Below are 25,201 nucleotides of genomic sequence, written 5' to 3'. Positions count from 1 at the left end.
TTATGCAAAAAACAGTAAGTGCGCGACAAAGCAATCGCACTAGAAATATCACATTAACAGCGATTGTTGCTGCGTTGTATGCAGCAATTACGTTAGTTATAGCACCAATCGGATTTGGACCAGTTCAGTTACGTTTATCTGAGGGCTTAAATCACTTATCCGCATGGAATAAACGATATATTTTGGCATTGGGGCTAGGCGTTTTTATCGCCAATCTCATTTCGCCATTAGGTTGGGTTGATTGGATATTTGGTACCGCAGGTACCTTGATTATGACCACTGTAACTTATCTGTTGACTCGCAAAGTAACAAGCACGTTGGTAAAAATTTTAATTAGCTCTTTTGTAGTTTCTACATTAGGAATGGGTATTTTAGCAGCAGAGTTTACATTTGCCTTTAATATTGGTGCCAGTGGTTCATTTCCTTCAGGCGCATCAGGCGGTCTTTTTTCACAATGGTTGGCGTACTATATTAGTGTTTTGCCAGGAGAAATTGTGTCATTGATTGTTGGTGGTATTTTGATTTTTGCACTTAGTAAGATTATTAAATTAGACAAATGATTGAACAAAATTATACAAATAAAAATGTATTATTAACCGGTGCTGCTTCAGGCATCGGTTTTTCGCAATTGAAAACTTATTTGTCTCAAGGCGCAACAGTGTACGCTTTAGACAAAGAAAAAATTACGTACGCACACGAACATTTGCATACGTATCAAATTGACATTAGACAACACAAAAAACTAGAAATGTTGGTGGAACACATAACTAGTGATGTTTCAATTGACATTCTATTGAATACAGCAGGAATCTTAGATGATTATCAGCCATCTTTAACCATTGACTTGGAGACTTGGCAACGGGTGATGGATACAAACTTAACACCGATGTTTATTTTATCGAATGCTGTATTACCCAAGATGATTGCCTCTGGATATGGACATATTATTAACATGGCGTCTATAGCTGGCTTTACTGCTGGTGGGGGCGGGGCGGCATATACAACCAGTAAACATGCAATTATTGGATATACCAAACAGTTGGCTTTTGATTATGCTTCAAAGGGATTACATATTAATGCTATCGCGCCGGGAGCAATTAAAACACCAATGAATGCCAAAGATTTTGCTGGCGATGCTAGTATGGCCCAACAAGTTGCCAATCAAACCCCCGCAAAGCGCTGGGCTGCACCACAGGAAGTCGCTGATTTAACAATGTTTTTGACAAGCCCACAAGCTGACTATATTAATGGCACAGTAGTACCAATTGACGGTGGTTGGACATTAGGACATTGAACAAAAAATATTTTTTTCTTCCATATAATATAGTCAATCCATGTCACAATTAAATAAGGGTAGACAAATTAGATTTAAAGAGTATTTGTATTATAATATTTATTTACTGGCAGATGAATTTTTGCATGAGTGTGGGTTATCGCTGATTTGAAGTTTTAAAGTATAATGATGGCTTCATTCAAAAGTGGCCTTTTTCGAATGATTAATATACAATCACTATACCTGATATAATTATTTAGAACAATTACCAGTTTATAGGTAAAAAGCCATAACATTTTGTTATGGCTTTAGTAATTTTTCGAGACTTTTTAGTAGTTCTTGCGCATTATGACTAAGATTGTGATCCTGTTGGATCACGTAGCCAAATGTTAAGTAGGCATCTTCTCCTTCAATTTTTAAATTTTTGATATCATATTGTTTATGGCTAGGAGAAACCATATTAATACCTAGCTCAACGACATCTGTTTCTAAAATGATATTTGTTAAAAGATGCTCGCTATTGGTGTAAACAGTTGGTTGTAGCGTATCTGTAGCGAAGCCACCAACATTAACTTGTTCCAATTGGTGTTCCATAGAAAAAAAATCATTTAATCCGCGGACAAATTTTAATTTTAGTAGTTCTTCAAACGAGATTGAGGTTTTATTGTAAAGAGGGTTGTTATGTCCGACATAAATACACGCCTCTCTTTTTTCAATCTCAATAAATTTGAGTTTCTTGTGAGAAATAATATGTCGAAAAGCCTTTAACTGGTTTTGAGAAACGTATAGAATGCCTAGCTCAGAGAATCCTTGGGAAACTTGAGTCGTTATTTCTTCAACGGTACCTTGTTGGTGAGAAAGAATCATATCTGGGTTTTTCTGGTATAGTTCAACTAACAGCCATGACATGATATTACTGGGATAGGTTGCTACGGAAAAATTATTATTACTTGATATAGAATTTGTATCAGTAATCAAATTTACGTTTTTCAAAATATTTTCAGCATAACTATAAATTGATTTGCCATACGCCGTTAGTTTCAATCCTTTGCTAGTTCGTTCAAATAGAGGAGAGCCTAACTCTTGTTCAAAAAGTTTGATGACCCTGCTGACATTGGGTTGGGTTGTAAACAGTTTAGCGGCAGCTTTGCTCAAACTGCCACAGTTATGGGCAGTAACAAAATATTCTAATTGCTTAATTTCCATACGCACCACACTTTCAAAAAAAGTTGTTAATCGATTATAGCATTTATTCAGTGGAACCAAGATAAGATTATTTAAACATTGCGAGTAAATAGTTTTCTAAAAACAGTATACCTAACTTAGGTATGCTGTTTTTTGTTCCTGAAAAGAGATGTTATTTGTGCAATTTGTACAAATTATATTTTTAAAAAGGCAATTTAACTAATGAAATAAAATAGATAAGTATGTAGAGTAGACTGCAATATCAAATAGCGGATCCGTAAATACGAACTTTGATACAAATCAGTGCATTTTTATTTTTATTTTAAGGGAGGTATTGTCGTAATGACATACAAAAATGAACAAAATACAAACATATTGTACAAAGGGAATAAAATTAACCCCAATCGTGTCAGTGATCCAGAAGTGATGCCTTTATATTTGTCAACAGCTCACAATGTGGCAGATTTAGATGATCTGCAAAATACTTATGATCGAAAAGGTTATGCGTATACGAGGTCCCATAATGCGAATCGTGATGGGATTGCAGAACTTATGACCTACTTGGAGCAATCAGAAAATAGTGTCATCACGAACACAGGTATGTCTGCTATATCAACAACACTCTTAGCACTTTTGACATCAGGTGATCACGTTGTGGCTGATAAAACGCTGTATGGTGAATCAATTGATTTTCTTAAGACACTAAGTAAATACGGAATTTTAGTTGACTTTGTTGACATTACAAACCTAGATGAGGTTGCTTCGGTTATAAATGCGAACACTCGAATTCTTTATACAGAAACAGTTAGCAATCCCATGATGACAGTTGCAAATATTAAGGCAATTGCAGATTTAGCGCATAGCCACCAAAGTTATCTTATTGTTGACAACACCTTTATGACGCCAGTTTTATTTCACGCACTAACTGATGGTGCAGATGTTGTGATTAATAGTTTAACTAAATTTGCAAATGGCCATGGTGATGTAACTTTAGGATCAATTAGCGCTAAGGCTGAGATAATAGAAAAAATTTATAACCTTCAGGTGCTACTGGGTACGACGGGGGATCCTTTTGATTCATGGTTAGCAACACGTGGTATCAGAACCTTAGACTTACGTGTTAAAAAACAATCAAGTAATGCTTTGTCATTAGCAACATTTTTGGAAAACCATCAGCTAATTAGCAAGGTTTATTACGCTGGTTTAAAGAGCCATCCACAACATGACTTAGCGGAAGCGCAATTTTCTAACCAATATGGGGGCATGTTGAGTTTTGAATTAAAAGGCGATCGTCAAACAATTAATAAGTTTTTACAGGAGCTAAACTTGACGAAGTATGCCATGACCCTTGGAGGCATACGAACAACAATATCACATCCAGTCTCTTCATCTCATTATGATACGCCAGAAGAAGAGAAAGCAAAGATTGGTATTACTGACCAACTACTGCGTGTTAGTGTCGGTATTGAGGATGAAGCAGACTTAATTCATGACTTTGAGTATGCATTATCTCAGATAGAGTTAGAGGAAGGTGAATAAACATGGTAGCTCCACGTCAAAAAAAGTCACACAATAATATTGTGTATATTGTCTTAGGTGTCGTTATTGTAGGGATTGTCATAGGCACAACAAAATTGGTGGGACATTCAGCAACCACCAAAAGTAAATCAGAAAAGAAAATATCAGTATTAACGTATGCTAACTGGAACCCGTTTGAATACATAAAAAATGGTAAGGTTGTTGGGTTTGATTTAGATATCTTAAAATCTTTGTCTAAAGAAGCGGGCTATCAGTATACGATTAAGAATACTGGTTGGGACTCGATGTTTACACAATTAAATTCTGGTTCAGCTGATGCAGCTATTTCTGGTATTACAATTACAAAAGATCGTCAAAAAACATATTCGTTTTCAAAGCCTTACCTTGTTTCTCGACAGGCAATCATTGTTAAGAAAACTGACACAGTAATTAAAAATGCAACTGATCTGAAGAATAAAAAAGTTGCTGTTCAGCTAGGTTCAACCGGAGAGGAAGCTGCTGAATCAATCCTTGGCAAGAATAGTTCAAATATTAGCAAAGACAAAGGCGGCACAACATTTTTACAGGTTGTTCATGGGCAAGCAGACGCTGCAATTGGTGACGAAACCACTGTTAAAAAGTATGTGGCAAGTAATCCCTCATACAAATTAAAAGTTATTTATGACGATAAAAACTTTGAACCAGAATATTTTGGTTTGATGTTTACTAAAAATTCAAAATACCGTTCAACATATAACGCTGCTTTGAAAAAAATAATTGACAATGGCGAATATACAAAAATTTATGAAAAGTGGTTTGGTAGTAAGCCATCACTTGATGTCATAAAGTCACAGCAATGAGGAGATGATCTATGAGTTTTAGTTATGAAATGATTTTAGATTACGCCCCATTTTTCATGCATGGTTTACTATACACTTTGCTGTTTTCCCTTTGTGGGGTAGTTTTTGGAACGATATTTGGACTGATTATTGCACTTGGCCGTATGTCGAAAAACCCCGTTATTTCTGGAATATTTAAAACCTATATTGGTTTGTTTCGTGGCACACCATTGTTTGTACAAATTTTGATTACCAACTTTGGTGTCGTACCGGCAATTTTTGGACATTCCAATCCATATATAGCCGGTGCCCTGTCCTTGTCCCTGAATGCAGCGGCCTACATTGCTGAAACATTTCGTTCAGGTATTCAATCCATTTCTGAAGGGCAACGTGAGGCGGCTAGAACATTGGGTTTGTCTCAATTTGATACGATGCGTTTTATCATAGTGCCGCAAGCCATAAAGATAGTGATACCGGCATTAGGAAACGAATTTATTAGTTTAATCAAAGATTCATCTTTGGTATCAGCAATATCCGCACCAGAAATTACGTATTGGGCTCAAGCTATGAATGCACAATACTATGTTGTTTGGACGCCATATCTCACAGTTGCCGTACTGTATTTGATTTTGACCTTGTCAGCAAGTCGACTAATGAAACTATGGGAAAGGAAAATGGCGCAAAATGATTAAAGTAGAACACATTTCAAAACAATTTGGTACCAATGATGTTTTAAAAGATATTAACTTAGAAGTGCCAGAAAATGAAGTCGTTGTTATCATTGGACCATCAGGGTCTGGTAAATCAACATTGCTGCGACTCATCAATCACTTAGATGTTGCAACAAGCGGGTATATCCATGTTGATGGTGAAGATATAACAGATGAGAATAACGATATTTCTAGTATTCAAGCCAAGATGGGAATGGTTTTTCAACATTTTAATTTGTTCCCAAATTTAACCGTGTTAGAAAACATAACATTAGCGCCTAAGCGCGTGAAGCGCTTGAGTGTTGATGAGGCCAATGAAGAGGCAAAAAAACTGTTGGCATTAGTCGGCTTATCTGACAAAGTGAATGCCTATCCTAAATCTTTGTCTGGTGGGCAGCAGCAACGTGTAGGAATAGCGAGATCGCTTGCGATGCATCCTAACTACTTATTGTTTGACGAGCCAACTTCGGCCTTAGATCCAGAAATGGTTGATGATGTTCTTGAAGTAATGAAGGATTTAGCTAAGCAGGGCATGACCATGATTGTAGTGACCCATGAAATGGGCTTTGCCAGAGAAATAGCTAATAAGGTTATTTTTATGGCCGATGGTGTGGTCGTTGAAGAAGGATCTCCAAATGCGATATTTGGCGCACCACAGCATGTCAGAACAAAGGAATTTTTGGGAAAAGTATTATGAAAAATTGAGGAACTATATATGTCAGAAAAACGCATACACATTGTAGGTGATTTACACGAAGTTGCTATTCAAAAATTTACCAGTGCAGGATATGATGTATCGCATAGCCCGAATTATGATGAAAAAAAATTATTGTCCTTAGCTTCTGATGCAGCGGTCATTATTATGACTGATATGGCATTTGACAAGAATTGGTTTGATGCCTTGCCAAATCTAAAATTAATCGCCCGTCGTGGTGTAGGATATGATAACATTCCGGTGGAATCAGCTACCAAACACGGTGTGTGGGTGACAAATACACCCGGTGCAAATGCTATTGCTGTTGCGGAACTGGCTGTTACTTTGATATTAACAGTTTTGCGTAAGGTCAACCAAGCAACCAATAGCGTGCAAAAAGGTGAGGCATTAACATATCCAGCAAGTTTAATGGGTCATAATTTATCTGGGAAAATAATAGGACTCATCGGGTATGGTCAAATTGCGCAAAATTTAGAAAAAATATTGCATGGTTTTGGGGCGCATGTATTGGTTTATAGTCGAACAAAGCGAGAAACGCTTTATGGTCAATTTGTATCGTATGACACACTACTAGCACAATCAGATATCATATCGTTACATATTCCTGCTACACCAGAAACAAGTGGTATTTTAAATCATGAAGCGTTTTCAAAGATGAAAACGAACGCTATTCTAATTAATACAGCACGAGCTGCTTTAGTAGATGAAGAGGCGTTGGTTGAGGCAATAAATACTGGAAAAATAGCAGGTGCAGGTCTAGACACAACAAGTTATGAGACCATAAAAACAGCTAGTCCTTTATTGAATCATGATCAAATTGTGATTACACCACATATTGGTGCAAATACAGTAGAATCCGAATACTTGACTGCTGAAAAAGTAGTGGCAAGCGTTCTTGATTTTTTTAACAACCAAAAGCCGATATACAGATTAAACTAGCACAATTAGGTGATGAAAGGTACGCCATTAATGACAAAAAATATTAATAAAAATGTTCATAACACAGGACTGTCAGGTATTCGTTTGGTTTCTAATTTTATAAAAAAGCCGGTAAACGAGGTCATTCAACTGACAGTTGGTGAAATTGATTTACCAACACCATTTGCTACCAAGCAAGCTGGCATTAAAGCGATTGAGCAAGATCACACAAAATATACTGATAATATGGGTATATTAGCACTTAGAAGAATCATCACTGAGTACGCGCAAGAATTTTACAGTGAACCTTATAATCCTGTTACAGAGGTACTAGTGACAGTTGGTGCAAGTGAAGGCATTGACCTAGCAATCCGAGCACTAGTGAATCCTGGTGATGAAGTCATCCTTGTTTCACCTGGTTATACTGCTTATACGCAAGCCGTTACTTTAGCAGGGGGTGTTCCAGTAGTTGTTGATACACGATCGAGTAATTTTAGGCTATTACCAAATCAATTAGAGGAGGTCATTAGTGAGAAAAGTAAATTAGTTATACTCAATTATCCGAATAATCCGAGTGGCGTTGTTTTATCTTCTCAAGAGTTAGTAGAATTAGCTAATGTCATCAAGAGACATGATTTATATGTGTTGACAGATGATGTGTATAATCGTTTAGTTTACGATCAAGATTTCGCACCATCTATTGCAAGTGTGCCCGATATGAAGGAAAGAACCTTAGTATTAAACGGTTTATCTAAATCGCACAGTATGACGGGTTGGCGCATTGGTTATTTATTAGGGCCAGAATGTTTAATTCATGAATTATATAAAATCCATCAAACCGATGTTGGCTGTGCCTCAAGTATCTCTCAAGAAGCTGCAATGACAGCTTTAACAGTGGATCGCGATAACCCGTCTGAGATCGTGCCCATATTTAGAGAAAGGCGAGACTATGTTCTGAAACGATTGGATGAAATTGGTATTAGCTATATTAAACCAGAGGGAACATTTTATGTCTTTGCAAATATTGAAAAGTTTGGCATGACTTCATTAGACTTCGTGAAGTTTCTAATAGAGACAGTGGATTTGGCTGTTGTTCATGGCTCCGCTTTTACTGAATTTGGTGAAGGATTTATTCGAATTTCCTATGCAATGGATTTATCAATTCTAAAAGAAGCTTTGGACAGGTTTCAAGCTGCCGTGGCTAAATTAAACAATCAAAAAAGCCTCAGCTAAGAGGTGGAAGTGTGGGGCAAATCAAAAGTGAACAAAGAATTAGAAATTTCAAGATAGCATGGATAGGAACATTTATGGCGGGCATGGCATTTAGTGAAGCCATGCCTTTTTTGGCTCTTTATATCATGCAAATTAGTCATTTTAATCAGGCACAAGTTAGTTTTTATGCCGGTATTTCATATGCGGCTTCGTATTTAGTAGTGATATTAGTCTCACCAATTTGGGGTAAAATTGCAGACCAACACGGGCGAAAACCAATGCTGCTTCGCACAGCGGCGGGGATGGGGATTGTAATCATCTTATTGAGTTGTGTGACGAATATTTGGCAGATTATTATTCTCCGTCTTTGTCAAGGGCTTTTTGATGGTTATACACCCAGTGTAATTGCCTTAATTGCTGCTGAAACGCCACTTGAGGAGCGATCCGTAGTGATTAGTAAATTGTCCACCGGATATATTATTGGTGGGTTAATGGGCCCGCTAATTGGCGGCGTACTCGCTACAATATTTAGCATTAGGATGACCTTTTTTATTACGGGTATAATTTTGTTATGCGTAGCTTTCATCAGTTTTTATGGTATTCAGGAAAACTTTCAGAAAATCAATACAAGTCCGACCGAAAAGTTAGCCTCATCTAAAAAGGAAAGCGTTTGGACTGTGCCAATCTTAATATTGCTCAGTGCTACCATGCTAATTCAGTTTGTAGAGAGTGCCATAATTCCTTATGTTAGTTTGATGATTAAATATTTGTTATTTTCAGAGCATTATTTGACTATCATGACGGGTATTGTTTCTGCTTTGCCAGGTGTCTCAACAGCTGTATTTGCAACCTTTGTTGGTAAAATGAGTAGCCATTTTGGTACTTTAAAAATACTTAAATTGTGTGAACTTGCAGCAATAATAATTTATGCTTTGCTTGGTATGACCACCAGTTTAATGTTTTTTGCAGGACTAAGATTTTTAATTGGAATTGCTAACGCTGGTATGACGCCAATGATACAAGTATTATTGTCAAAAGCTAGTAATCGATTGAGTACGGTTTTTAGTATGAGTTTATCGGCACAATCACTTGGTAGTTTAGCTGGATCTATTCTTGGTGCATACCTGAGTCAATTTATGCCGTTGAATAATCTATTTTACATTGCTAGTGGTGCCTTAATGATCAGTTACGTATTATTGAAGAAAGGAGAACTGGACAATTCAACGGCTCCTACATAAAAAAATTGGTATAAAAAAACGATCTAAGCAATTAGATCGTTTTTCTTTGCACAATCATTGACAATAAATGATTCAGCAGTTATTTTGATGAAGAACTTGAAGAACTTGAAGAACTTGAAGAACTTGAAGAACTTGAAGAACTTGAAGAACTTGAAGAACTTGAAGAACTTGAAGAACTTGAAGAACTTGAAGAAGAAATACCAGCCGTTAGATAGGTATTCAAAGCAGTTTTCAAGTCGCTGTCTTTAACACTAACATTGTTTTTACGCAAAATCTTTCCGACAATGGCTTGTATTTCACTGGTGTTGCTTGAATCATTAATGAAGTCAGTCACTATCTGAGTTGATAAGGTACTGCGCAAACTGCTCATTGAAGGTTTTGTTGTTTTCTTATTCAATTTAATGACATAGTAACTGCCACTTGTACCAGTTACAGGTTCCGTTGAGTAGTCGCCAACTTTATCGAGCTTGAATGCTGCAGTTTGCACGGCTGAGTCGATGCTTGTATTTGTTGAATTAAACGCTGGCATTTTACCATTTGATGATTTATAAGTACTATCTGTAGAATACTTTTTGTACACTGTATTCCAGTTATCACCGTTCTTCAATGCAGCAATTGCTTCTTTAGCCTTAGCTTCATTCTTGGCTGTAATCATCGAAATCGTCGTGTCTGAGTGGTAGTTTGTATAAGCAGTTTTCAGTTGCTTATCGGTTACCTTATAGTTAGCCTTGATGGCAGCGTTGATGATCAGATTATTTTTGATATTCTTTTTAAATTGGGCATCAGTTGTGTTGTTTGATGCCAAAACAGTCTTGAACGATGAACCATACTGTGCCTTTTGTGCGTCGTAGGCGTTTTGTACATCTGTGTCAGAAACTTGGTCGCCATATTCGGCCCCTAGGACCTTATTAATAACCATATTAGCAAATTCTTGCTGACCAGCTGATGATGTTTTGATATCTTCGTAAAATTGCTTTTCAGTAATTTTACCAACTTTTGAAGTCATTAATGTTTTTGACGAGTTAAAACCAAGAAAGACCAGTCCGCCGACAAAAACAACGACGAGAAGCCCCCAAATAAATTTTCGCATGTGATAATACTTTCCTTTTCTAGATACAATACTAAGTATTTTACCATAAATGAATCTAATGCGCTTTAAACTTAGATAATTCAGTATTTAAATGCTCAGTAGCTTCATTAATACGTGAAATATGTGGTTGATTTTTGAAATTCATTTTTTCGATGTCTGACTGAATGTCCTCAGAAACACTCTGTATCTCTTTTAATTGTTCTGTTAATTCATGCTGTTGTAACTGGAGTTGTTTGAGCAAAGATGTTATTTCTTTTATATTCGTGATGAGATTTTTGAATTGATCAAATAATTTCATATTATTTCTCCCAAACATCGTTACGTCGGATGTTTTAAAATTGTGAAGCAATACTATCAGCAATGGCTTGGTACTGTTCTGCTGAAAAATGAGCACTGTTATCAATAGTTGGTGCTAACACGCTATTTAGATTATCATCATCATAACGAGGAATTAGGTGCCAGTGAGAATGGATAACGGTTTGACCAGCAGAAGGACCATTGTTTGATTGGACATTTAGACCTGTAATCTTGTCGTCACTGGCTTTTATGGCGCGCGCAATGACAGGCAACTTCAACAAAACTTTTTTGGCGGTATCGTCATCGTAGTCAAAAATATTATCAACGTTTTTCTTTGGTACAACGAGTGTATGTCCAGGGGTTACTTGTGAGATATCCAAAAAGGCGAGAACGTCTTCATCTTCATAAACTTTATAACTTGGTATTTCACCTGTAATAATTTTGTCAAAAATATCCAATGTAATAATCTCCGTTTCTATTTATTATCTTTCATTATAACAAATAAGGTTATATAACAAAAATGAAGTGTTATTTTTAGTAAACAAATTGAAAAGAGACGGTCATTATCTATATTTATAGATTTCATACAAATATCATGTAATGCTTGCTATAATAAATGTATGGGATTAAAAATTAACAATATATCTGGCGGGTACGCAGGCAATAATATATTGAAAAACATTTCTTTTGACGTGCCTAATGGTGAAATCGTTGCCTTAATTGGTCTAAATGGTGCTGGAAAATCAACGACAGTTAATCACATTATCGGAGAACTACAGCCTCAGATGGGATCAATAGTTCTTAATGATACTAATATAGTATCAGAGCCGACAGCTTTTAAATCACAACTTGCATATATTCCCGAACAACCAATATTGTATGACGAATTGACGTTGGCTGAACATTTACATTTGATGCTAGCGGCGCATGAAAAAGACAATGAGAATACTTGGGAACGTGTTGTGTCATTATTAACCATGTTTAGATTAGAGGATAAGTTAAACTGGCTACCAATCCATTTTTCTAAGGGGATGAGACAAAAAGTAATGCTTGTGTCTGCATTTATGTTGAACGCCCCATTGCTAATTGTTGATGAGCCTTTTTTGGGCTTAGATACATTAGCGCAAAGGGATGTTGTATCTTTGATGAAAGAACAAGCAAAACTTGGAAATAGTATTTTGATGACAACTCATTTATTAGCTTCAGCGGCAACATTTGTGGACAGGTTCGTTGTTCTACATGATGGTAAAGTACGTTTCGTGGGCACACCTTCCGCTTTAGCAGAAGAAAATCAGTTAACAGTTGATCATCTTGATGATTTGTTTGATTTAATGCAAAAGGAGTTAGCTAATGAAGGCTAGCGATTTATTTTGGCGGCGCTTTCGAGACGAACAGCGGACAAGTGCTAAATATCTGCGATTATTATTTAATGATCATTTTGTGATTTTTTTGATTATTGCTTTGGGTGGTATTGTGCTTGCTTATCGCGAACTGCTCAGTACGCCGCAGTCGATGATGTTTTGGCGCTCTAATTGGTGGCAAGTAATCATCATTACGTGGTTACTGATAGGGCTACAGATAGGTGATTTAATTACGTACTTCAAGCCAGCAGATAGGCTTTACTTATTAGGAAACGACTCGGAAATTATCAAGAAATATTTGACGCGTTCTGTAAATTTGAGTATTTTATATGCTAGCGTATGGCAAGCTGTTTTTGTCAGTGCTATCATACCAATTCTATTGCGAATTTATGTCAGTGGTTTATTACGAATTAGTTCGTTGCTGATTTTTGCAATTAGTTATAAGTTGCTTCTATTGTTATTTGAACGAGATAAGCTATTCTTGAAGCAACGCGTGCAAACGATTACGATATTTGAAGCAAATTCAACAGCTGAGGGGCTTCTCTTCCGTGTTTTATTGCCTAGCATTTTCTTAGAATTTATCCTTATATTGACCCAGACGCAAGTATATATTTTGATGAGTGCTTGGTTGGTATTGATGGTAGTAACGGCTTACTATTTTCATATCAGCAATCATAAGGCAAACTCATTCGCAATCAATTGGGCCATCGCAACACAACAAGCACAACAACAAAAGCAAAGAGTATTGCACTTTTTTGCACTTTTTGCTGAAATCCCCAATCAACCTAAATCAATTAAAAGACGACGTTACCTAGATTTTTGTCTGCAACGTTTGATAAAGAATAAACCAGCAATGTTGCGATTATATTGGACACGTTTAGCGCGAGACACGGAAATATTGCCTTTGGTTCTTAGATTAATAATTGTGGGGATGATTATCGTAGGTGTGTTGCAGACTGCACCCGATTGGCTTGTTGCTGTAGTTGGTGCATTGACAGTATATCTTGTTAATTTTCAGTTATTGCCACTATTTTCAGATACGCAAAAGAAAATTTGGACGCGTTTGATGCCAATCACCAATTCTCAGAAACAGAGCGCATTTATTCAGGTGCATAGATTGGTGAACTACATTGTTTGCACGTTGTTGATTGTTACGGTAGCCGTGACAAGTGGCTCTTTACAACGGATATTGTTATTATTTGTATTGTTGATTGTAGTTACTATTGCGCTACAAAAAAGTTATATTCCATACATGATTAAAAAAATGAAAAAGTAACGGAGAGATTTTATGCATTTACGCTCAAAACCTTGGGCTAGCGATTGGCTGGCTGAGCATTCAGATATAGTGATTGATCAAGATCGTGCAACAGCACAAATTGGACAGTGGCAATCATTATTTGACCAAGAACAACCAATACATTTGGAGATTGGCTCTGGTAAGGGTCAGTTTATTCTTGGCATGGCCTTGGCACATCCGGAAATTAATTATATTGGCATGGAAATTCAGGAGACGGCAATTGCCATTGCAGCACGTAAGAGCTTTGATCAGGTCGGCACATTGCCAAACTTGCGTTATATTTATGGTAATGGTAATGGTGTTGAGACTTATTTTGAAAAAGGCGAAGTTAGCAAAGTTTACTTGAACTTTTCTGATCCTTGGCCAAAAAAGCGTCATGAATCCCGTCGATTAACGTATAAGTCATTCTTGAAATCTTATGAAGCAGTTTTGCCAGAACATGGCGAAGTTGAGTTCAAAACAGATAATCGTCATTTATTTGAGTATTCAATGGTTAGTTTTATGGACTATGGCATGCGATGGACACCGGAAGATTACACGCTGGACTTGCATGCTGATGATGACAAGGTACAGGGTAACGTTGAGACCGAGTATGAACAAAAGTTTATGGCTAAGGGTCAACCAATTTATAAGATTAAAGCTCACTTTTAGAGCGACAAGGTTTATAGAGTTTTATATAAACAAAAAATATGAACTTCACCTCGAAAATTGAGTGTGAAATTTAAGTGGCTAACTGGTTGGCAAGATTTCGGTATTGAACCGGAATGTTTCCGGCCAGTTTTTTATCCGCTCGTTATTGTAGTAATATACATTGGTTTCTTTATTGATGATCAAGTTAGAATTAACTTCTGAGTTGGAAGAGTATTACTTAATAGTTGTGAAATGTTTGTTGTACCAGGGTTAATTGAGCACTCGAGTGTTTTTTATTTTTAAATCAAGTAAAAAACACCATCAATTAAGATGATGTTTCATTATTTATTTGCCTGATATTCCGTCTATAAAGCCGTGAATGAAGTCAGGTACTGCAGTTAATAATGTTATTATGAATGCGGCAATAATTGCTGTAAGAAAAATAGACACCCATATTTTTTGTGTTTTTGAGCGTATTTCATATGCTGGCCTTAAGGTGAGAAATGAACCAACGCCACTTACAAACATGATAAGAACTAGTATTTCAGTAATAATATTTAACATGTTTCCCCCTATTTGATTTATTAAAAGTATATCACTAAAACAATGAATGGAAAATCAAATAACTACCTATAAGAAACTAAGCAAAATAATTATTGCCAAGCATATTAAAATTGTATATAATCATTATGTAAGCGTTACCAAAAAATGTTTACAAGAATGATATTCATCCATAAATGTATATCAATAAGCTTGGTAAGCCGAGAATTACTGAGTTTGCAAGGCTTTTTCTTGAGTGAGGATTAAGCCTTGTTTTTTGTTACCAAAAGCCTGCAACCAGAAAGATTCGCTAAGGGTTTTTCATAAGCAAGGCGATTTATAAAGACTACTACATTTCCAATTATTTGTATTGTACAAATATTTTAGTGACAAGACAGGCTTAGTGTGCTAATATTTAGCTCGTGGTGATCCAAATGCACTATGTAATTTCCTGAAACTTGATTAATATACAAAATCATAACACCGTTGTTTGGATCACTTAAAAGTATCTTCGGATGCTTTTTTTGCTGTCTATTGGAGGGCGCTATACTATGACGACTTTAACAACAAGTGAAATGGGACCACTTGCTGATTGGGTGGTTTAGGGGCGATAATTTCTATTTTTGTGGGTTCCTTTTACCGTTCTCATGATAAAAAAATTCAGATTGAGATAAAGGGATATTTGTATCATTTCAAAAAAGATATCAAACGTCCTGTTCCACAAAACAAAGATCATCGGTCCAAGGAAAATTACGAAAATACATATTTTAAAATCAATGTTAAAAATGTTGGTGATATTGATATGAAAATAGTTGAGGCTGGTATTACTGACAAAGAGTTTACTTATGCTGATACTTGGCAAGATCTGCGAGAAAAGAACTATGCAAAATATAGCTTTGAGCCCAACAAAGAAATTATAGGAAAAACAGCTTTGCCTCTTAATATGCCGTGGGTTGAGGAGGAGTTAGGAGTAATTATCACGGCTCAAGATGCGAAAAAACTTAAGGTCTACGCAATAGACGCGTTAGATAATATTTACTACGGCAAGTTGAAGTTTGTTAATGATATTGATGAAAAAATTAAATCCTGGCTATTTAAATGCTTAAAATGATAATTAAATTTGAATTAAATAAGTTAATTTTAATAATAAACAATTGAATTTTCTATCGATGTTTCATGATATGCTTTATGCATGGGGAAGAATTTAGTTTGAGTGAATATCTCAAATAGAACGAGTGAAACTCATTGCAAAGAATACCGGCTAGAAGACATTCTGGTCGGTATTTGTTTTGTCAATTTTGTCAAGAAAGTTAACATATTTTATATCTTTAAATGATTGATCCGATATACTAAATTTTGTAATGTTATTTAGACATTATCAAATGCCCAACCATTTGTATGTTTTATCCCGAAACTCAGGTTGGGCATTTTATTGTGTATTAAATTCTAATTGATGTATTGTCGAACGTTTAACCAGTTGTTATAAGTGTTATTGCTAGAGAAAATGTAATTAGCGTGCTAACATTTAGGTAAGATGTCCCTAGAAATTATTAAATACACTCCCAAAATGTATTGCTTCTTCCCTTCGGGGGCATCGTACATATGTGAATAGCGAAATTTTCTCATTGTCAATACTATTTAAACAAATAATAATTGGACTGAATTGGGATATCTACGTCAAGCAAAACTCGCAAAAAGTCTTTTCAACTATAGCTAATGATTTGTGTATAAAATGGCCAGTGTGTAACATCTGGAAAACCAAGAATTAAAATAAAATTATTTTTGAACAAACTAAATGATATTGCCCAGCAAATACTGTTGTATTCTGCCATCAATAAAACTAAAATGTGTGTATGGTTTCTGATTTGTTATTTGCCACGAAAACCAGAACTCTAATCTTTAAACCACGTGTCTGCTCATGCCACGTGGTTTTTTTGAACATAAGATAGTCAATTGACCAGGGAAATACGTTGTTTTAGCCTTTGCATAGGCATAGAATAAAATTGTGGTTTTTAATTATCCCGAAAATCACAACTCCCAATGTTAAGAACCGCGTCTAACTTCTCTAGTGGTTCTTTTTTACTGTCATTTTTTATTAGAAATGTTACAATGAACTTGTAACATCAAATAAACCTCAAGGAGAACGTATTATATGTCAGTTGAAGAAAAGTTTGATAATGCTAAGGACAAGGTTGCTGGTAAAGCAAAAGAAGTTGAAGGCAAGGTTACCGGTGATAAGCAGCGTGAAGCAGAAGGTAAGGCCCAAGGCTTGTTTGGAAAAGCTAAGGATGCCGTAACGGAAGCCAAAGATGCTGTCAAAGATAGTATTGACAATTTAAAGAACGATAAAAAGTAATTAACAAATAAAAAGCGCCTAGCTTGCAGTAGTTAGGCGTTTTTATTATGTAAAAAAAATTTTAATAATTGCAAAATGATTTAAATGTGATATCATAAAGATATGGTTAAAGAAAAAAACATGAAGTCAGGCAACATACCATTGAGAATTGATCCCAAACTACATGAGTTTTTGGCGGAACAGGCCAGCAAGGAGGGGAGGTCATTAAATAATTACATCACCCAATTACTGATGGCTAACTATCATCCAAGCAACTTTGAAGACCGTCAATTTGTGGGTCAGGTCATTTCAGGTAAAAATATTGATATTAAAAGCGGTTTGGTCAACGTTTCTGGTATCTATTATCGATATTTGATTGATAATAGTGCTGTTGCTAAAAGTGATGAAGATTACGTGATTCTCGAGGCAAACGGGAATATCTTGACATTACGACAAATCATGAAAGATTAGAGGGAGAAGTTATGCTTTTTTTTAAGATTGTTCCGCAGAACAATGCGGGTCTTGTAGAGACGTTGGGAAAATATCGTGCCCGAAGAGAGGCCGGATTACATTTTTATGTACCGTTCTTTCAAACAATTCGTAAGGTAAGTTTGGCTATGCGCCCACTACGTCTGCCTGATTACTCGGTGATTACTGCCGATAACGCTGATATCAAGGCAAGTGTTACTTTAAATTATCATGTAACTAACGCAGTTAAATATATGTACGAAAACACGGATTCAGTTGAATCTATGGCACAACTTGTGCGTGGGCACTTACGTGATATTATTGGTCGCATGGAGTTAAACGAAGCGCTTGGTTCTACTACCAAAATTAATGTCCAATTAGCGGATGCCATTGGTGATTTAACGAATACGTACGGTATCAATGTTGATCGTATCAATATTGATGAATTACGCCCTTCTGCTTCAATTCAAGAAGCAATGGATAAGCAATTAACGGCAGATCGTGAGCGAGTTGCTACAATTGCTAAGGCTGAAGGTGAAGCACGTTCAATTGAATTGACAACAAAAGCTAAAAACGATGCATTGATGGCTACTGCCAAGGCTGAAGCTGATGCTACGAAAACTCGTGCTGAAGCTGAAAAATATCGTATTGACACTGTTCAGGCTGGTTTAGCTGGTGCTGATGATAAGTATTTCCAAAACCAGTCAATCAATGCTTTCTCAACTTTGGCTGAATCATCTAGCAATTTGGTAGTTGTGAATGGTCAGGAATTAGATCAGTTGGGTCAAATACCAGTTGCTGGTAAATTACTAGAAAAAGGACTTAAATGAAACATTTACTGATGAGACAACACTTGTTTTCGTTGGGCGGAAAGTTTGATATAACTGACGACAGTGAGAACACACGCTACACCGTTTCTGGCAGTACATTTAGTATTCCAAAGTATTTTGATATTCTAGATTTGAACAGTATACCTATTGCGCGTTTAACGCATCAAGTGTTTACTTTTTTACCAAAGTTTAAGTTAATTATTAATGAGTTTCCAGAAGAAGTTGAAATCATTAAACGTTTTTCCTTTTTAAAACCAAGATACGAAATTGAAGGACTTGGTCTAAGTGTAGAAGGTAATATCTGGGACATGAATTTTGCCATCCTGCAAGATGGACGTGAAATTGGCTCTGTTGATCAGCGCTGGTTAGCAATGACAAGCACCTATGACATTAAAATTGAGGACGAGTCTTTGGAATCTGTTGTTGTGGCGGTAGTGGTAGCAATTGATTATGTTAAAGCACAATCTCACAATTCTAGTTCTGCAACTTCCTAGAAGAAAGCGATATTCTTAGAATATCGCTTTTTGAATCGTGTTTAAAACATTCCATGATATAATAAATGGCATGAATGATTTCTATAGAAATAAGAATATATTAGTGATTGTGACAGGTAGCATTTCGGCTTACAAGTCAGCAACATTAGTACGCGAATTTGTTAAAAGCGGTGCTCATGTTCGTGTAGGAATGACGGCTGCGGCCCAAAAATTTATTACTGTACAAACATTAGCTGTTTTATCTAAACATGATGTGTTAACTGATCTTTTTCGTGATGAGAAGGCTGCGGTTACTCATATTGAATGGGCTAAGTGGGCAGACATGATATTTGTTGTGCCGGCCACTGCTAACATTATTGGAAAAATAGCAAATGGTATCGCTGATGATGCTGTGACTGCGACGGTAATGGCATCACCTGCGGCTAAAGTTATCGCCCCAGCGATGAACGATGTTATGTTTAATAATGACGCGGTTGTTCGTAATTTGAATTTATTAAAAAGTGATGGTTGGTTTATTATTGACCCAGCGATTGGTTTCTTAGCCGAAGGTTACGAGTCGCAAGGTCGCCTACCGGAACCTGTGACAATTATAAATCAGGCAGCTATTCGTATACAGGCGCGTGGCGGTGAACTAAAAGGAAAGAAACTTGTTATTACAGCTGGCGGGACACGTGAAGCGCTTGATCCAGTGCGGTATTTAACAAATCGTTCTTCAGGAAAAATGGGCTATGCTTTGGCACAGGTAGCTGCAGAGTTAGGTGCAACGGTGGTACTTATAACCACAACAAAACGTGAAGAATTGTACGGCGTCCGAGAAATAGTTGTTACTTCTACACGTGACATGCATACAGCGGTTGTGCAAGAATTTTCTGATGCGGATGTTTTCATTAGTTCGGCAGCTGTATCTGATTATCGGCCTGCTTCACAAGCTGAAAACAAAATAAAAAAAGTAGGTCACGAGAATTTAACGATTGAATTAATTCAAAATCCTGATATATTATCAGATATTGGTCATATGAAGAAAGCCGGGCAAATTGTTGTGGGATTTGCTGCTGAAACGCAAAATGTTCTCGCGTCTGCACAAAAAAAGCTATCAAAGAAGAATGCAGATTTCTTAATTGCTAATGATGTTAGTAATGTGGATAGTGGTTTTGACTCTGATAATAATAAAGTAACGATTTTATCACGTGATAAAGACCCAGAAAAAATTGAATTGTTACCAAAAATTGACATTGCGCGGGCTATATTAGATAGAGTAGTTAAAACACTCGCATAAACATCTGTTTTATGCTAGAATAAACTGTTAAATAACGTTAAAATGGAGGCAAACATGGCAGAAGAAGTAGAAGAAAATACCTCTGGATTTAACCTTGGAGATGTTTTATTAGCACCAGCTTATGGTAACTTAGAAAAACCTTTTACAGGTCAAGTTGAAAAAATTTATGAAAACTCATTGTTGGTTGAGATTACGGAAAATGCTCCAGCTGACCAACCAGCAGTTAACGAAATGAACCATCGTGCGGTTGTTCGCATGGATGAGGTTGAAGTGATTAAACACGGCCCTGCGCCTGAAAAATCTGTAAAAGACGAAGATAAGTAAAGATGTTTTGGAACTATGATTAAGCGAGCTTGAGTTGATGGAAGTCAAGCCATAGTCAAAACGGCGCGTACTAAGAGTCCAAAGTTAATAAATTTGAGTGGCGAAAGCTATTAGAGTGGTACCGCGGGCTAGGCTCGTCTCTTTGTTGATGAAAACAAGAGGCGAGCTTATTTATTTTTAGATGAATAATGCCTAAAATACGGTATAATAAGAATATCGAATTTTTGATTATAATGTATTTTTACTAAAAATCATAATTAAAAACCAAAAGGAAAAAAAATGGTAGATAATATACAAATTGTTGAGGCACTTAACGCAGTGCTAACTGACCTTACTTTACAAGAAATTTCTGAAAAACTAGAAGCACCAAAATCATCTGACCTTGGAGATGTTGCTTTTCCAACATTTACATTAGCCAAGACATTACATAAAGCACCGCAATTAATTGCAGCAGACATCGTTGCTGCAATTGATCAAGAAGGATTTGAAAAAGTTGTTGCTACTGGGCCTTATGTTAACTTTTTCTTGGACAAAGTAGCTACGTCTAATCAAGTATTGAAGACAGTATTTGACTTGGAAGGTGCCTACGGTGACAATGTGGATGGACAGGGTGCCAAAGTCACGATTGACATGTCCAGCCCAAACATCGCCAAGCCAATGTCGATGGGACACTTACGGTCGACTGTTATCGGTAATGCACTAGCAAACATCACAGCAAAAAATGGTTATGCACCGGTTAAAATAAATCATTTAGGTGACTGGGGTACGCAATTTGGTAAACTAATATATGCTTACAAAGCATGGGGTTCTGAAGAAGAAGTCAAATCAGACCCAATTGCCACTTTGTTAAAGTACTACGTTGAGTTTCACGAAAAAGCTAAGGAAAATGACTCACTAAATGATGAAGGTCGTGCTTGGTTTAAGAAACTTGAAGATGGTGATGAAGAGGCACATCGTTTGTGGCAATGGTTCCGTGCTGAGTCGTTGAAAGAGTTTTCTGAAATATACGACCGCTTAGATATAACGTTTGATTCATTCAACGGCGAAGCATTTTATAATGATAAAATGGACAAGGTAGTTGATCTCTTAGAAGAAAAAAATCTTCTAGTTGAATCACAGGGGGCACAGATTGTTGATTTGAGCCATATCAATCCAAATCTAACACCGGCCATGATTAAGCGTTCAGATGGTGCAACTTTATATATGACTCGTGACTTAGCAGCCGCACTTTATAGAAAAGAAACATATGATTTTGCGAAATCGTTGTATGTTGTCGGTGGTGAGCAGCGAGAACATTTTGTGCAGATGAAGGCCGTCTTATCATTGATGGGCTTTGAGTGGTCTGATGACATTGAACACATTGCCTTTGGTCTAATTACGTTTAATGGCAAAAAAATGTCAACACGTAAGGGTGATGTTGTTTTACTGAAGGATGTATTAGATGATGCTCATGAATTGGCTTTGAAGCAAATTCAAGAGAAAAATCCTGCTTTGGGTGATAAAGATACAGTGGCAGAAGAAGTGGGCGCCGGTGCTGTTGTGTTTCATGACTTAATGAATGATCGTACCAACAACTTTGACTTTAATTTAGAAGAAGTTGTCCGTTTTGAAGGAGATACTGGACCATACGTACAGTATACGAATGCCCGAGCAAAATCAATTTTACGCAAGACGTCGGTTCAATTGACGAGTGATGACTTGAATTTGACTGATCCAGCAACATGGGATATTATTACGACACTGAACAACTTCCCCAAGACAGTGCAACGTGCTTGGCAACAACGCGAGGCCAGCATTATTGCTAAATATGCGTTAAATTTGTCAAGAGCGTTTAACAAGTACTATGCCAACTCAAAAATATTAACAGAAGACGCTCAATTAAATGCTCGTTTGGTGTTGGTTAAATCAGTGTCTATTGTTTTGACAGAAAGTTTGAGATTATTAGGTGTCAAGGCACCTGAAGAAATGTAACTGATCTGGACAGATCAAGTGCTATTTAAGCTAACTGTTAAAGTGATGCACAAAACGGTAGTAAATGATATATTTTTAGATAACCGTGCATCATGATACAAAGGAGAAATCAATGATTTCAAAACAAGAACGGCAAAAGCTTATTTTAGATATTATTCAGGATAATATCATTGCCAGCCAAGAAGAATTGCTTGCTCAACTTATCAAGCATGGTGTTGAGACAACACAAACAACCGTATCACGTGATATTCGAGCAATGAATATTATTCGCCAAAAGAGCGACAGCGGACAGTTACGTTACCAGCAACTCAATGATACAACGAAAAATGTTCAAAATTTGGTAACGACTAACGCCGTTGATGAAGCAATCAAAGAATATGCTTCATTCGTGACTCACGTTGAGTTCTTAACGATTATTAAAACGACTGATGGTAGTGGTAACTCAGTTGCTGGCATTATCGATGACGCGAATTTACCTGAAGTTATTACGACACTAGCGGGATTTAACACAATTTACGTTACAAGTAAAAATGAAACAGATGCCGCAAAGCTAGCTGATCATTGGGCGGAATTGATAGGTTGATGAATGAAGTGGTTGAAAGCAATAAGTCAAAAAGTGTGGGATAAGTTTGGACCAATTTGGCATCGTTGGCAATTTGGTCGCTTGCTGATTATTTTATTTTTAACATTATTTTTGGTCACAAGTGCCTACTTAGCAATTTTAGCTAAAACTGCACACGTTAAAAATTTAGAAGCAACGCTCTCTCAAACGGCAACAGTTTACGATGATCAGGGTGAAAAAGCAGGCGAATTATATTCACAAAAAGGCACCTATGTCTCGTATAATAAGATTTCACAGAACATGCGAGATGCAGTTTTATCAATCGAAGACCGTAATTTTTATCATGAGTATGGCTTCTCGGTAAAAGGGATTGCACGTGCAGCTGTTTTATTGGTTAAAAACAAAATAACCGGATCTAATACTATTTCTGGTGGCGGTTCTACGTTAACACAGCAATTGGTTAAAAATGCTTATTTGTCGCAAGAACAGACATTTACCAGAAAAGCCAAAGAAATCTTTTTGTCCATGCAGGTTGAACAAGATTACACTAAAAATGAAATTTTTACGATGTACCTTAATAATGCATGGTTTGGTCATGGTGTCTGGGGCGTAGAAGATGCATCACAGAAATATTTTGGTGTTCATGCTAGTGAATTAACGACAACACAAGCGGCTACACTAGCGGGTATGTTAACTAGTCCCGCCAAATTTAATCCTATCGATTATCCAGAAGCTTCCAAGGCTCGACGTAATTTAGTTTTGACAACCATGGTTGAGAATAAAAAGATCACTTCAGCGCAGGCTAGTGCAGCCAAATCGACGACGGATACGCTAAATGATACTTATGATGATTCTGGTGATTATAATTATCCTTGGTATTTCGATTCAGTGATTAACGAAGCCATTAATACCTACGGTTTAACAGAAAACGATGTTATGAATCGTGGGTATAAAATATACACAACGTTAAACCAAAAGGATCAAACGAATTTACAAAATGATTTCGATAATTCAGCATTATTTAACTATGTTGATGACGCACAAGCAGCATCTATTGTTTTGAATGCTAAAACTGGTGGGGTATTGGCTGTAGTTGGTGGTCGTGAAACATCTCATACTTTCCGTGGCTTTAATCGTGCTAATCAATCACAATTACAACCTGGTTCAGCAATCAAACCAATGGTCGTTTATGCACCAGCTCTACAACGAGGTTATAGTATTAGTACAAAATTGCCTAACCAATCGATGAGTTTTGGGACGAACAATTATACACCAAACAATGCCATGAACGTTGAAACGGCTGATGTTCCTATGTATTCAGCTTTGGAACATTCGTATAATATTCCGGCAGTTTATTTGCTTAATAAAATGGGTGTAGAGGTTGGTTATAAGAGTGGTACTAAGTTTGGCTTACCATTAACCAAAAAGGATAAGAACCTATCACTAGCACTAGGCGGATTGACCAAAGGTGTATCCCCACAACAAATGGCACAAGCATACACAGCTTTTGCCAATGGTGGTGTGATGAGTCAGGCACATTATATTACTAAAATAGTTGATGCGAGTGGCAAAGTAATTGTTAGCTCACCAAAGGCAAAACAAACACAGGTCATCAGTAGTAAGGTTGCAAATAATATGACACGTATGATGCTAGGTACCTATACGGATGGTACAGGTGTTGGATCTGCACCATCGGGTTACACTATTGCTGGTAAAACCGGTACTACTGAAAATCCTAATAGTACCAATAATGCTAGTTCGTCAAAGGATTCATGGGCAATGGCGTATACGAAAGACATTGTTCAAGCAACTTGGATGGGACTGGAAGGGAACAATACTGGTTCTTTACCGTTAGGATTAACGTCTACAATGGGACCACTGGTTAAAACGTCTTTGGAACAAATTTTGCCAAATACGGATCAAACCGCCTTTACAGTAACAAATCCTAACACTACATCAAGTAGTATAAGTCAAAGTAGTGACTTATGGGGAACGATTCAAGATGATTTCAATAGTGGTGTTGACAAAGCTGTTGAAGGAGCGGGTCAATTGTGGAATAATGTCAAAGGATTATTTGGTAATTAATCGTTTAGATTGATTAGTGTTTCACATTAGTTA

Annotated in this window: 27 protein-coding genes; 22 read left to right on the top strand and 5 right to left on the bottom strand. The window is 36.7% G+C overall.

The annotated features are described in order from the left end of the window. The first annotated feature begins 2 nt into the window (after window positions 1-2). Together RHP56_RS05925 and RHP56_RS05920 are read left to right on the top strand one after the other, a co-directional pair. Window positions 3-560, top strand: a complete 558-nt coding sequence (locus tag RHP56_RS05925; protein WP_011679962.1) for a QueT transporter family protein — start codon at window positions 3-5, stop codon at window positions 558-560. Continuing rightward, window positions 557-1,294 carry a 3-oxoacyl-ACP reductase gene (locus RHP56_RS05920; protein WP_042251547.1) on the top strand — a complete coding sequence of 246 codons (738 nt, stop codon included), beginning with the start codon at window positions 557-559 and terminating at the stop codon, window positions 1,292-1,294. Before RHP56_RS05925 ends, RHP56_RS05920 begins: the two co-directional genes overlap by 4 nt. A gap of 279 nt (window positions 1,295-1,573) precedes the next feature. On the opposite strand, the gene RHP56_RS05915 is transcribed toward RHP56_RS05920, so the two are convergent. Next, a complete protein-coding gene (locus RHP56_RS05915) occupies window positions 1,574-2,479 on the bottom strand; it encodes a LysR family transcriptional regulator (RefSeq protein ID WP_011679960.1) in 906 nt (301 codons plus the stop codon). A gap of 321 nt (window positions 2,480-2,800) precedes the next feature. On the opposite strand from RHP56_RS05915, the gene RHP56_RS05910 reads away from it, so the two are divergent. Genes RHP56_RS05910 through RHP56_RS05880 form a run of 7 tightly spaced genes read left to right on the top strand, consistent with a single transcriptional unit; the run spans window position 2,801 to window position 9,608 of the window. Then, window positions 2,801-3,997 carry a trans-sulfuration enzyme family protein gene (locus tag RHP56_RS05910; protein ID WP_011679959.1) on the top strand — a complete coding sequence of 399 codons (1,197 nt, stop codon included), beginning with the start codon at window positions 2,801-2,803 and terminating at the stop codon, window positions 3,995-3,997. A gap of 2 nt (window positions 3,998-3,999) precedes the next feature. Continuing rightward, window positions 4,000-4,836, top strand: a complete 837-nt coding sequence (locus RHP56_RS05905; protein WP_102753711.1) for a basic amino acid ABC transporter substrate-binding protein — start codon at window positions 4,000-4,002, stop codon at window positions 4,834-4,836. A gap of 11 nt (window positions 4,837-4,847) precedes the next feature. Then, window positions 4,848-5,507, top strand: a complete 660-nt coding sequence (locus tag RHP56_RS05900) for an amino acid ABC transporter permease (RefSeq protein WP_011679957.1) — start codon at window positions 4,848-4,850, stop codon at window positions 5,505-5,507. Further along, window positions 5,500-6,222: an amino acid ABC transporter ATP-binding protein gene (locus RHP56_RS05895; RefSeq protein WP_102753712.1), complete on the top strand. Its 723-nt coding sequence runs from the start codon at window positions 5,500-5,502 to the stop codon at window positions 6,220-6,222. The genes RHP56_RS05900 and RHP56_RS05895 overlap by 8 nt, the downstream gene beginning before the upstream one ends. 18 nt (window positions 6,223-6,240) lie before the next feature. Beyond that, window positions 6,241-7,179 (top strand): D-isomer specific 2-hydroxyacid dehydrogenase family protein, encoded by a 939-nt coding sequence (locus tag RHP56_RS05890; protein WP_011679955.1) that lies wholly within the window; start codon window positions 6,241-6,243, stop codon window positions 7,177-7,179. Window positions 7,180-7,209: 30 nt separating this feature from the next. Then, a complete protein-coding gene (locus tag RHP56_RS05885) occupies window positions 7,210-8,391 on the top strand; it encodes a pyridoxal phosphate-dependent aminotransferase (RefSeq protein WP_025268174.1) in 1,182 nt (393 codons plus the stop codon). An 11-nt stretch (window positions 8,392-8,402) separates the two neighbouring features. Continuing rightward, a complete protein-coding gene (locus tag RHP56_RS05880; RefSeq protein WP_102753713.1) occupies window positions 8,403-9,608 on the top strand; it encodes an MFS transporter in 1,206 nt (401 codons plus the stop codon). Window positions 9,609-9,687: 79 nt separating this feature from the next. Here the strand turns inward: RHP56_RS05880 and RHP56_RS05875 are convergent, their stop codons facing one another. Genes RHP56_RS05875 through RHP56_RS05865 form a run of 3 tightly spaced genes read right to left on the bottom strand, consistent with a single transcriptional unit; the run spans window position 9,688 to window position 11,453 of the window. Then, on the bottom strand, window positions 9,688-10,698 hold the full coding sequence (locus RHP56_RS05875) for a peptidyl-prolyl cis-trans isomerase (RefSeq protein WP_025268172.1): 1,011 nt from the start codon (window positions 10,696-10,698) through the stop codon (window positions 9,688-9,690). 55 nt (window positions 10,699-10,753) lie between these two features. Beyond that, window positions 10,754-10,996, bottom strand: coding sequence for a hypothetical protein (locus tag RHP56_RS05870; RefSeq protein ID WP_010289169.1), 243 nt, complete (start codon window positions 10,994-10,996; stop codon window positions 10,754-10,756). 34 nt (window positions 10,997-11,030) lie between these two features. Next, window positions 11,031-11,453 carry an HIT family protein gene (locus RHP56_RS05865; RefSeq protein ID WP_014324831.1) on the bottom strand — a complete coding sequence of 141 codons (423 nt, stop codon included), beginning with the start codon at window positions 11,451-11,453 and terminating at the stop codon, window positions 11,031-11,033. Between the two features lie 162 nt (window positions 11,454-11,615). Between RHP56_RS05865 and RHP56_RS05860 the strand changes: the two genes are divergently transcribed. From RHP56_RS05860 to trmB, 3 genes are read left to right on the top strand one after another with little or no spacing between them, the layout of a single operon-like run. After that, window positions 11,616-12,356: an ABC transporter ATP-binding protein gene (locus RHP56_RS05860; RefSeq protein WP_014324830.1), complete on the top strand. Its 741-nt coding sequence runs from the start codon at window positions 11,616-11,618 to the stop codon at window positions 12,354-12,356. Further along, window positions 12,346-13,632 carry an ABC transporter permease gene (locus tag RHP56_RS05855; RefSeq protein WP_025268170.1) on the top strand — a complete coding sequence of 429 codons (1,287 nt, stop codon included), beginning with the start codon at window positions 12,346-12,348 and terminating at the stop codon, window positions 13,630-13,632. The genes RHP56_RS05860 and RHP56_RS05855 overlap by 11 nt, the downstream gene beginning before the upstream one ends. Window positions 13,633-13,644: 12 nt before the next feature. Then, a complete protein-coding gene (gene trmB / locus RHP56_RS05850) occupies window positions 13,645-14,304 on the top strand; it encodes a tRNA (guanosine(46)-N7)-methyltransferase TrmB (protein WP_014324828.1) in 660 nt (219 codons plus the stop codon). A 324-nt stretch (window positions 14,305-14,628) separates the two neighbouring features. Here the strand turns inward: trmB and RHP56_RS05845 are convergent, their stop codons facing one another. Next, window positions 14,629-14,847 (bottom strand): hypothetical protein, encoded by a 219-nt coding sequence (locus tag RHP56_RS05845; protein WP_011679947.1) that lies wholly within the window; start codon window positions 14,845-14,847, stop codon window positions 14,629-14,631. Between the two features lie 568 nt (window positions 14,848-15,415). Here RHP56_RS05845 and RHP56_RS05840 point away from each other — a divergent pair. The 10 genes from RHP56_RS05840 (at window position 15,416) to RHP56_RS05795 (ending at window position 25,168) form a co-directional block, all read left to right on the top strand. After that, window positions 15,416-15,934, top strand: a complete 519-nt coding sequence (locus tag RHP56_RS05840) for a hypothetical protein (RefSeq protein ID WP_041775162.1) — start codon at window positions 15,416-15,418, stop codon at window positions 15,932-15,934. A gap of 1,041 nt (window positions 15,935-16,975) precedes the next feature. Continuing rightward, on the top strand, window positions 16,976-17,179 hold the full coding sequence (locus RHP56_RS05835; RefSeq protein ID WP_011679945.1) for a CsbD family protein: 204 nt from the start codon (window positions 16,976-16,978) through the stop codon (window positions 17,177-17,179). Window positions 17,180-17,281: 102 nt separating this feature from the next. Beyond that, a complete protein-coding gene (locus RHP56_RS05830; protein WP_102753811.1) occupies window positions 17,282-17,629 on the top strand; it encodes a toxin-antitoxin system HicB family antitoxin in 348 nt (115 codons plus the stop codon). An 11-nt stretch (window positions 17,630-17,640) separates the two neighbouring features. Further along, complete coding sequence (locus RHP56_RS05825; RefSeq protein WP_011679943.1) at window positions 17,641-18,456, top strand: SPFH domain-containing protein; 816 nt, start codon at window positions 17,641-17,643, stop codon at window positions 18,454-18,456. After that, entirely contained in the window at window positions 18,453-18,950 is a 498-nt protein-coding gene (locus RHP56_RS05820) for an LURP-one-related/scramblase family protein (protein WP_102753812.1), read from the top strand. Before RHP56_RS05825 ends, RHP56_RS05820 begins: the two co-directional genes overlap by 4 nt. Window positions 18,951-19,020: 70 nt before the next feature. Further along, window positions 19,021-20,226 (top strand): bifunctional phosphopantothenoylcysteine decarboxylase/phosphopantothenate--cysteine ligase CoaBC, encoded by a 1,206-nt coding sequence (gene coaBC, locus RHP56_RS05815; protein ID WP_011679941.1) that lies wholly within the window; start codon window positions 19,021-19,023, stop codon window positions 20,224-20,226. A gap of 54 nt (window positions 20,227-20,280) precedes the next feature. Beyond that, window positions 20,281-20,550 carry a hypothetical protein gene (locus tag RHP56_RS05810; protein ID WP_010292892.1) on the top strand — a complete coding sequence of 90 codons (270 nt, stop codon included), beginning with the start codon at window positions 20,281-20,283 and terminating at the stop codon, window positions 20,548-20,550. A gap of 279 nt (window positions 20,551-20,829) precedes the next feature. After that, entirely contained in the window at window positions 20,830-22,521 is a 1,692-nt protein-coding gene (gene argS / locus RHP56_RS05805; protein ID WP_129870157.1) for an arginine--tRNA ligase, read from the top strand. Between the two features lie 112 nt (window positions 22,522-22,633). Further along, complete coding sequence (locus tag RHP56_RS05800) at window positions 22,634-23,104, top strand: arginine repressor (protein WP_011679939.1); 471 nt, start codon at window positions 22,634-22,636, stop codon at window positions 23,102-23,104. A gap of 3 nt (window positions 23,105-23,107) precedes the next feature. Continuing rightward, the gene (locus RHP56_RS05795; protein WP_462794666.1) at window positions 23,108-25,168 is read left to right on the top strand and encodes a PBP1A family penicillin-binding protein; all 2,061 of its coding nucleotides are present in this window, start codon (window positions 23,108-23,110) and stop codon (window positions 25,166-25,168) included. Window positions 25,169-25,201: the final 33 nt, after the last annotated feature.

This window comes from Leuconostoc sp. C5 (assembly GCF_056530425.1).
The sequence above is the reverse complement of the archived record's forward strand: the minus strand, read 5'-3'. Positions and strand labels throughout refer to the sequence as shown.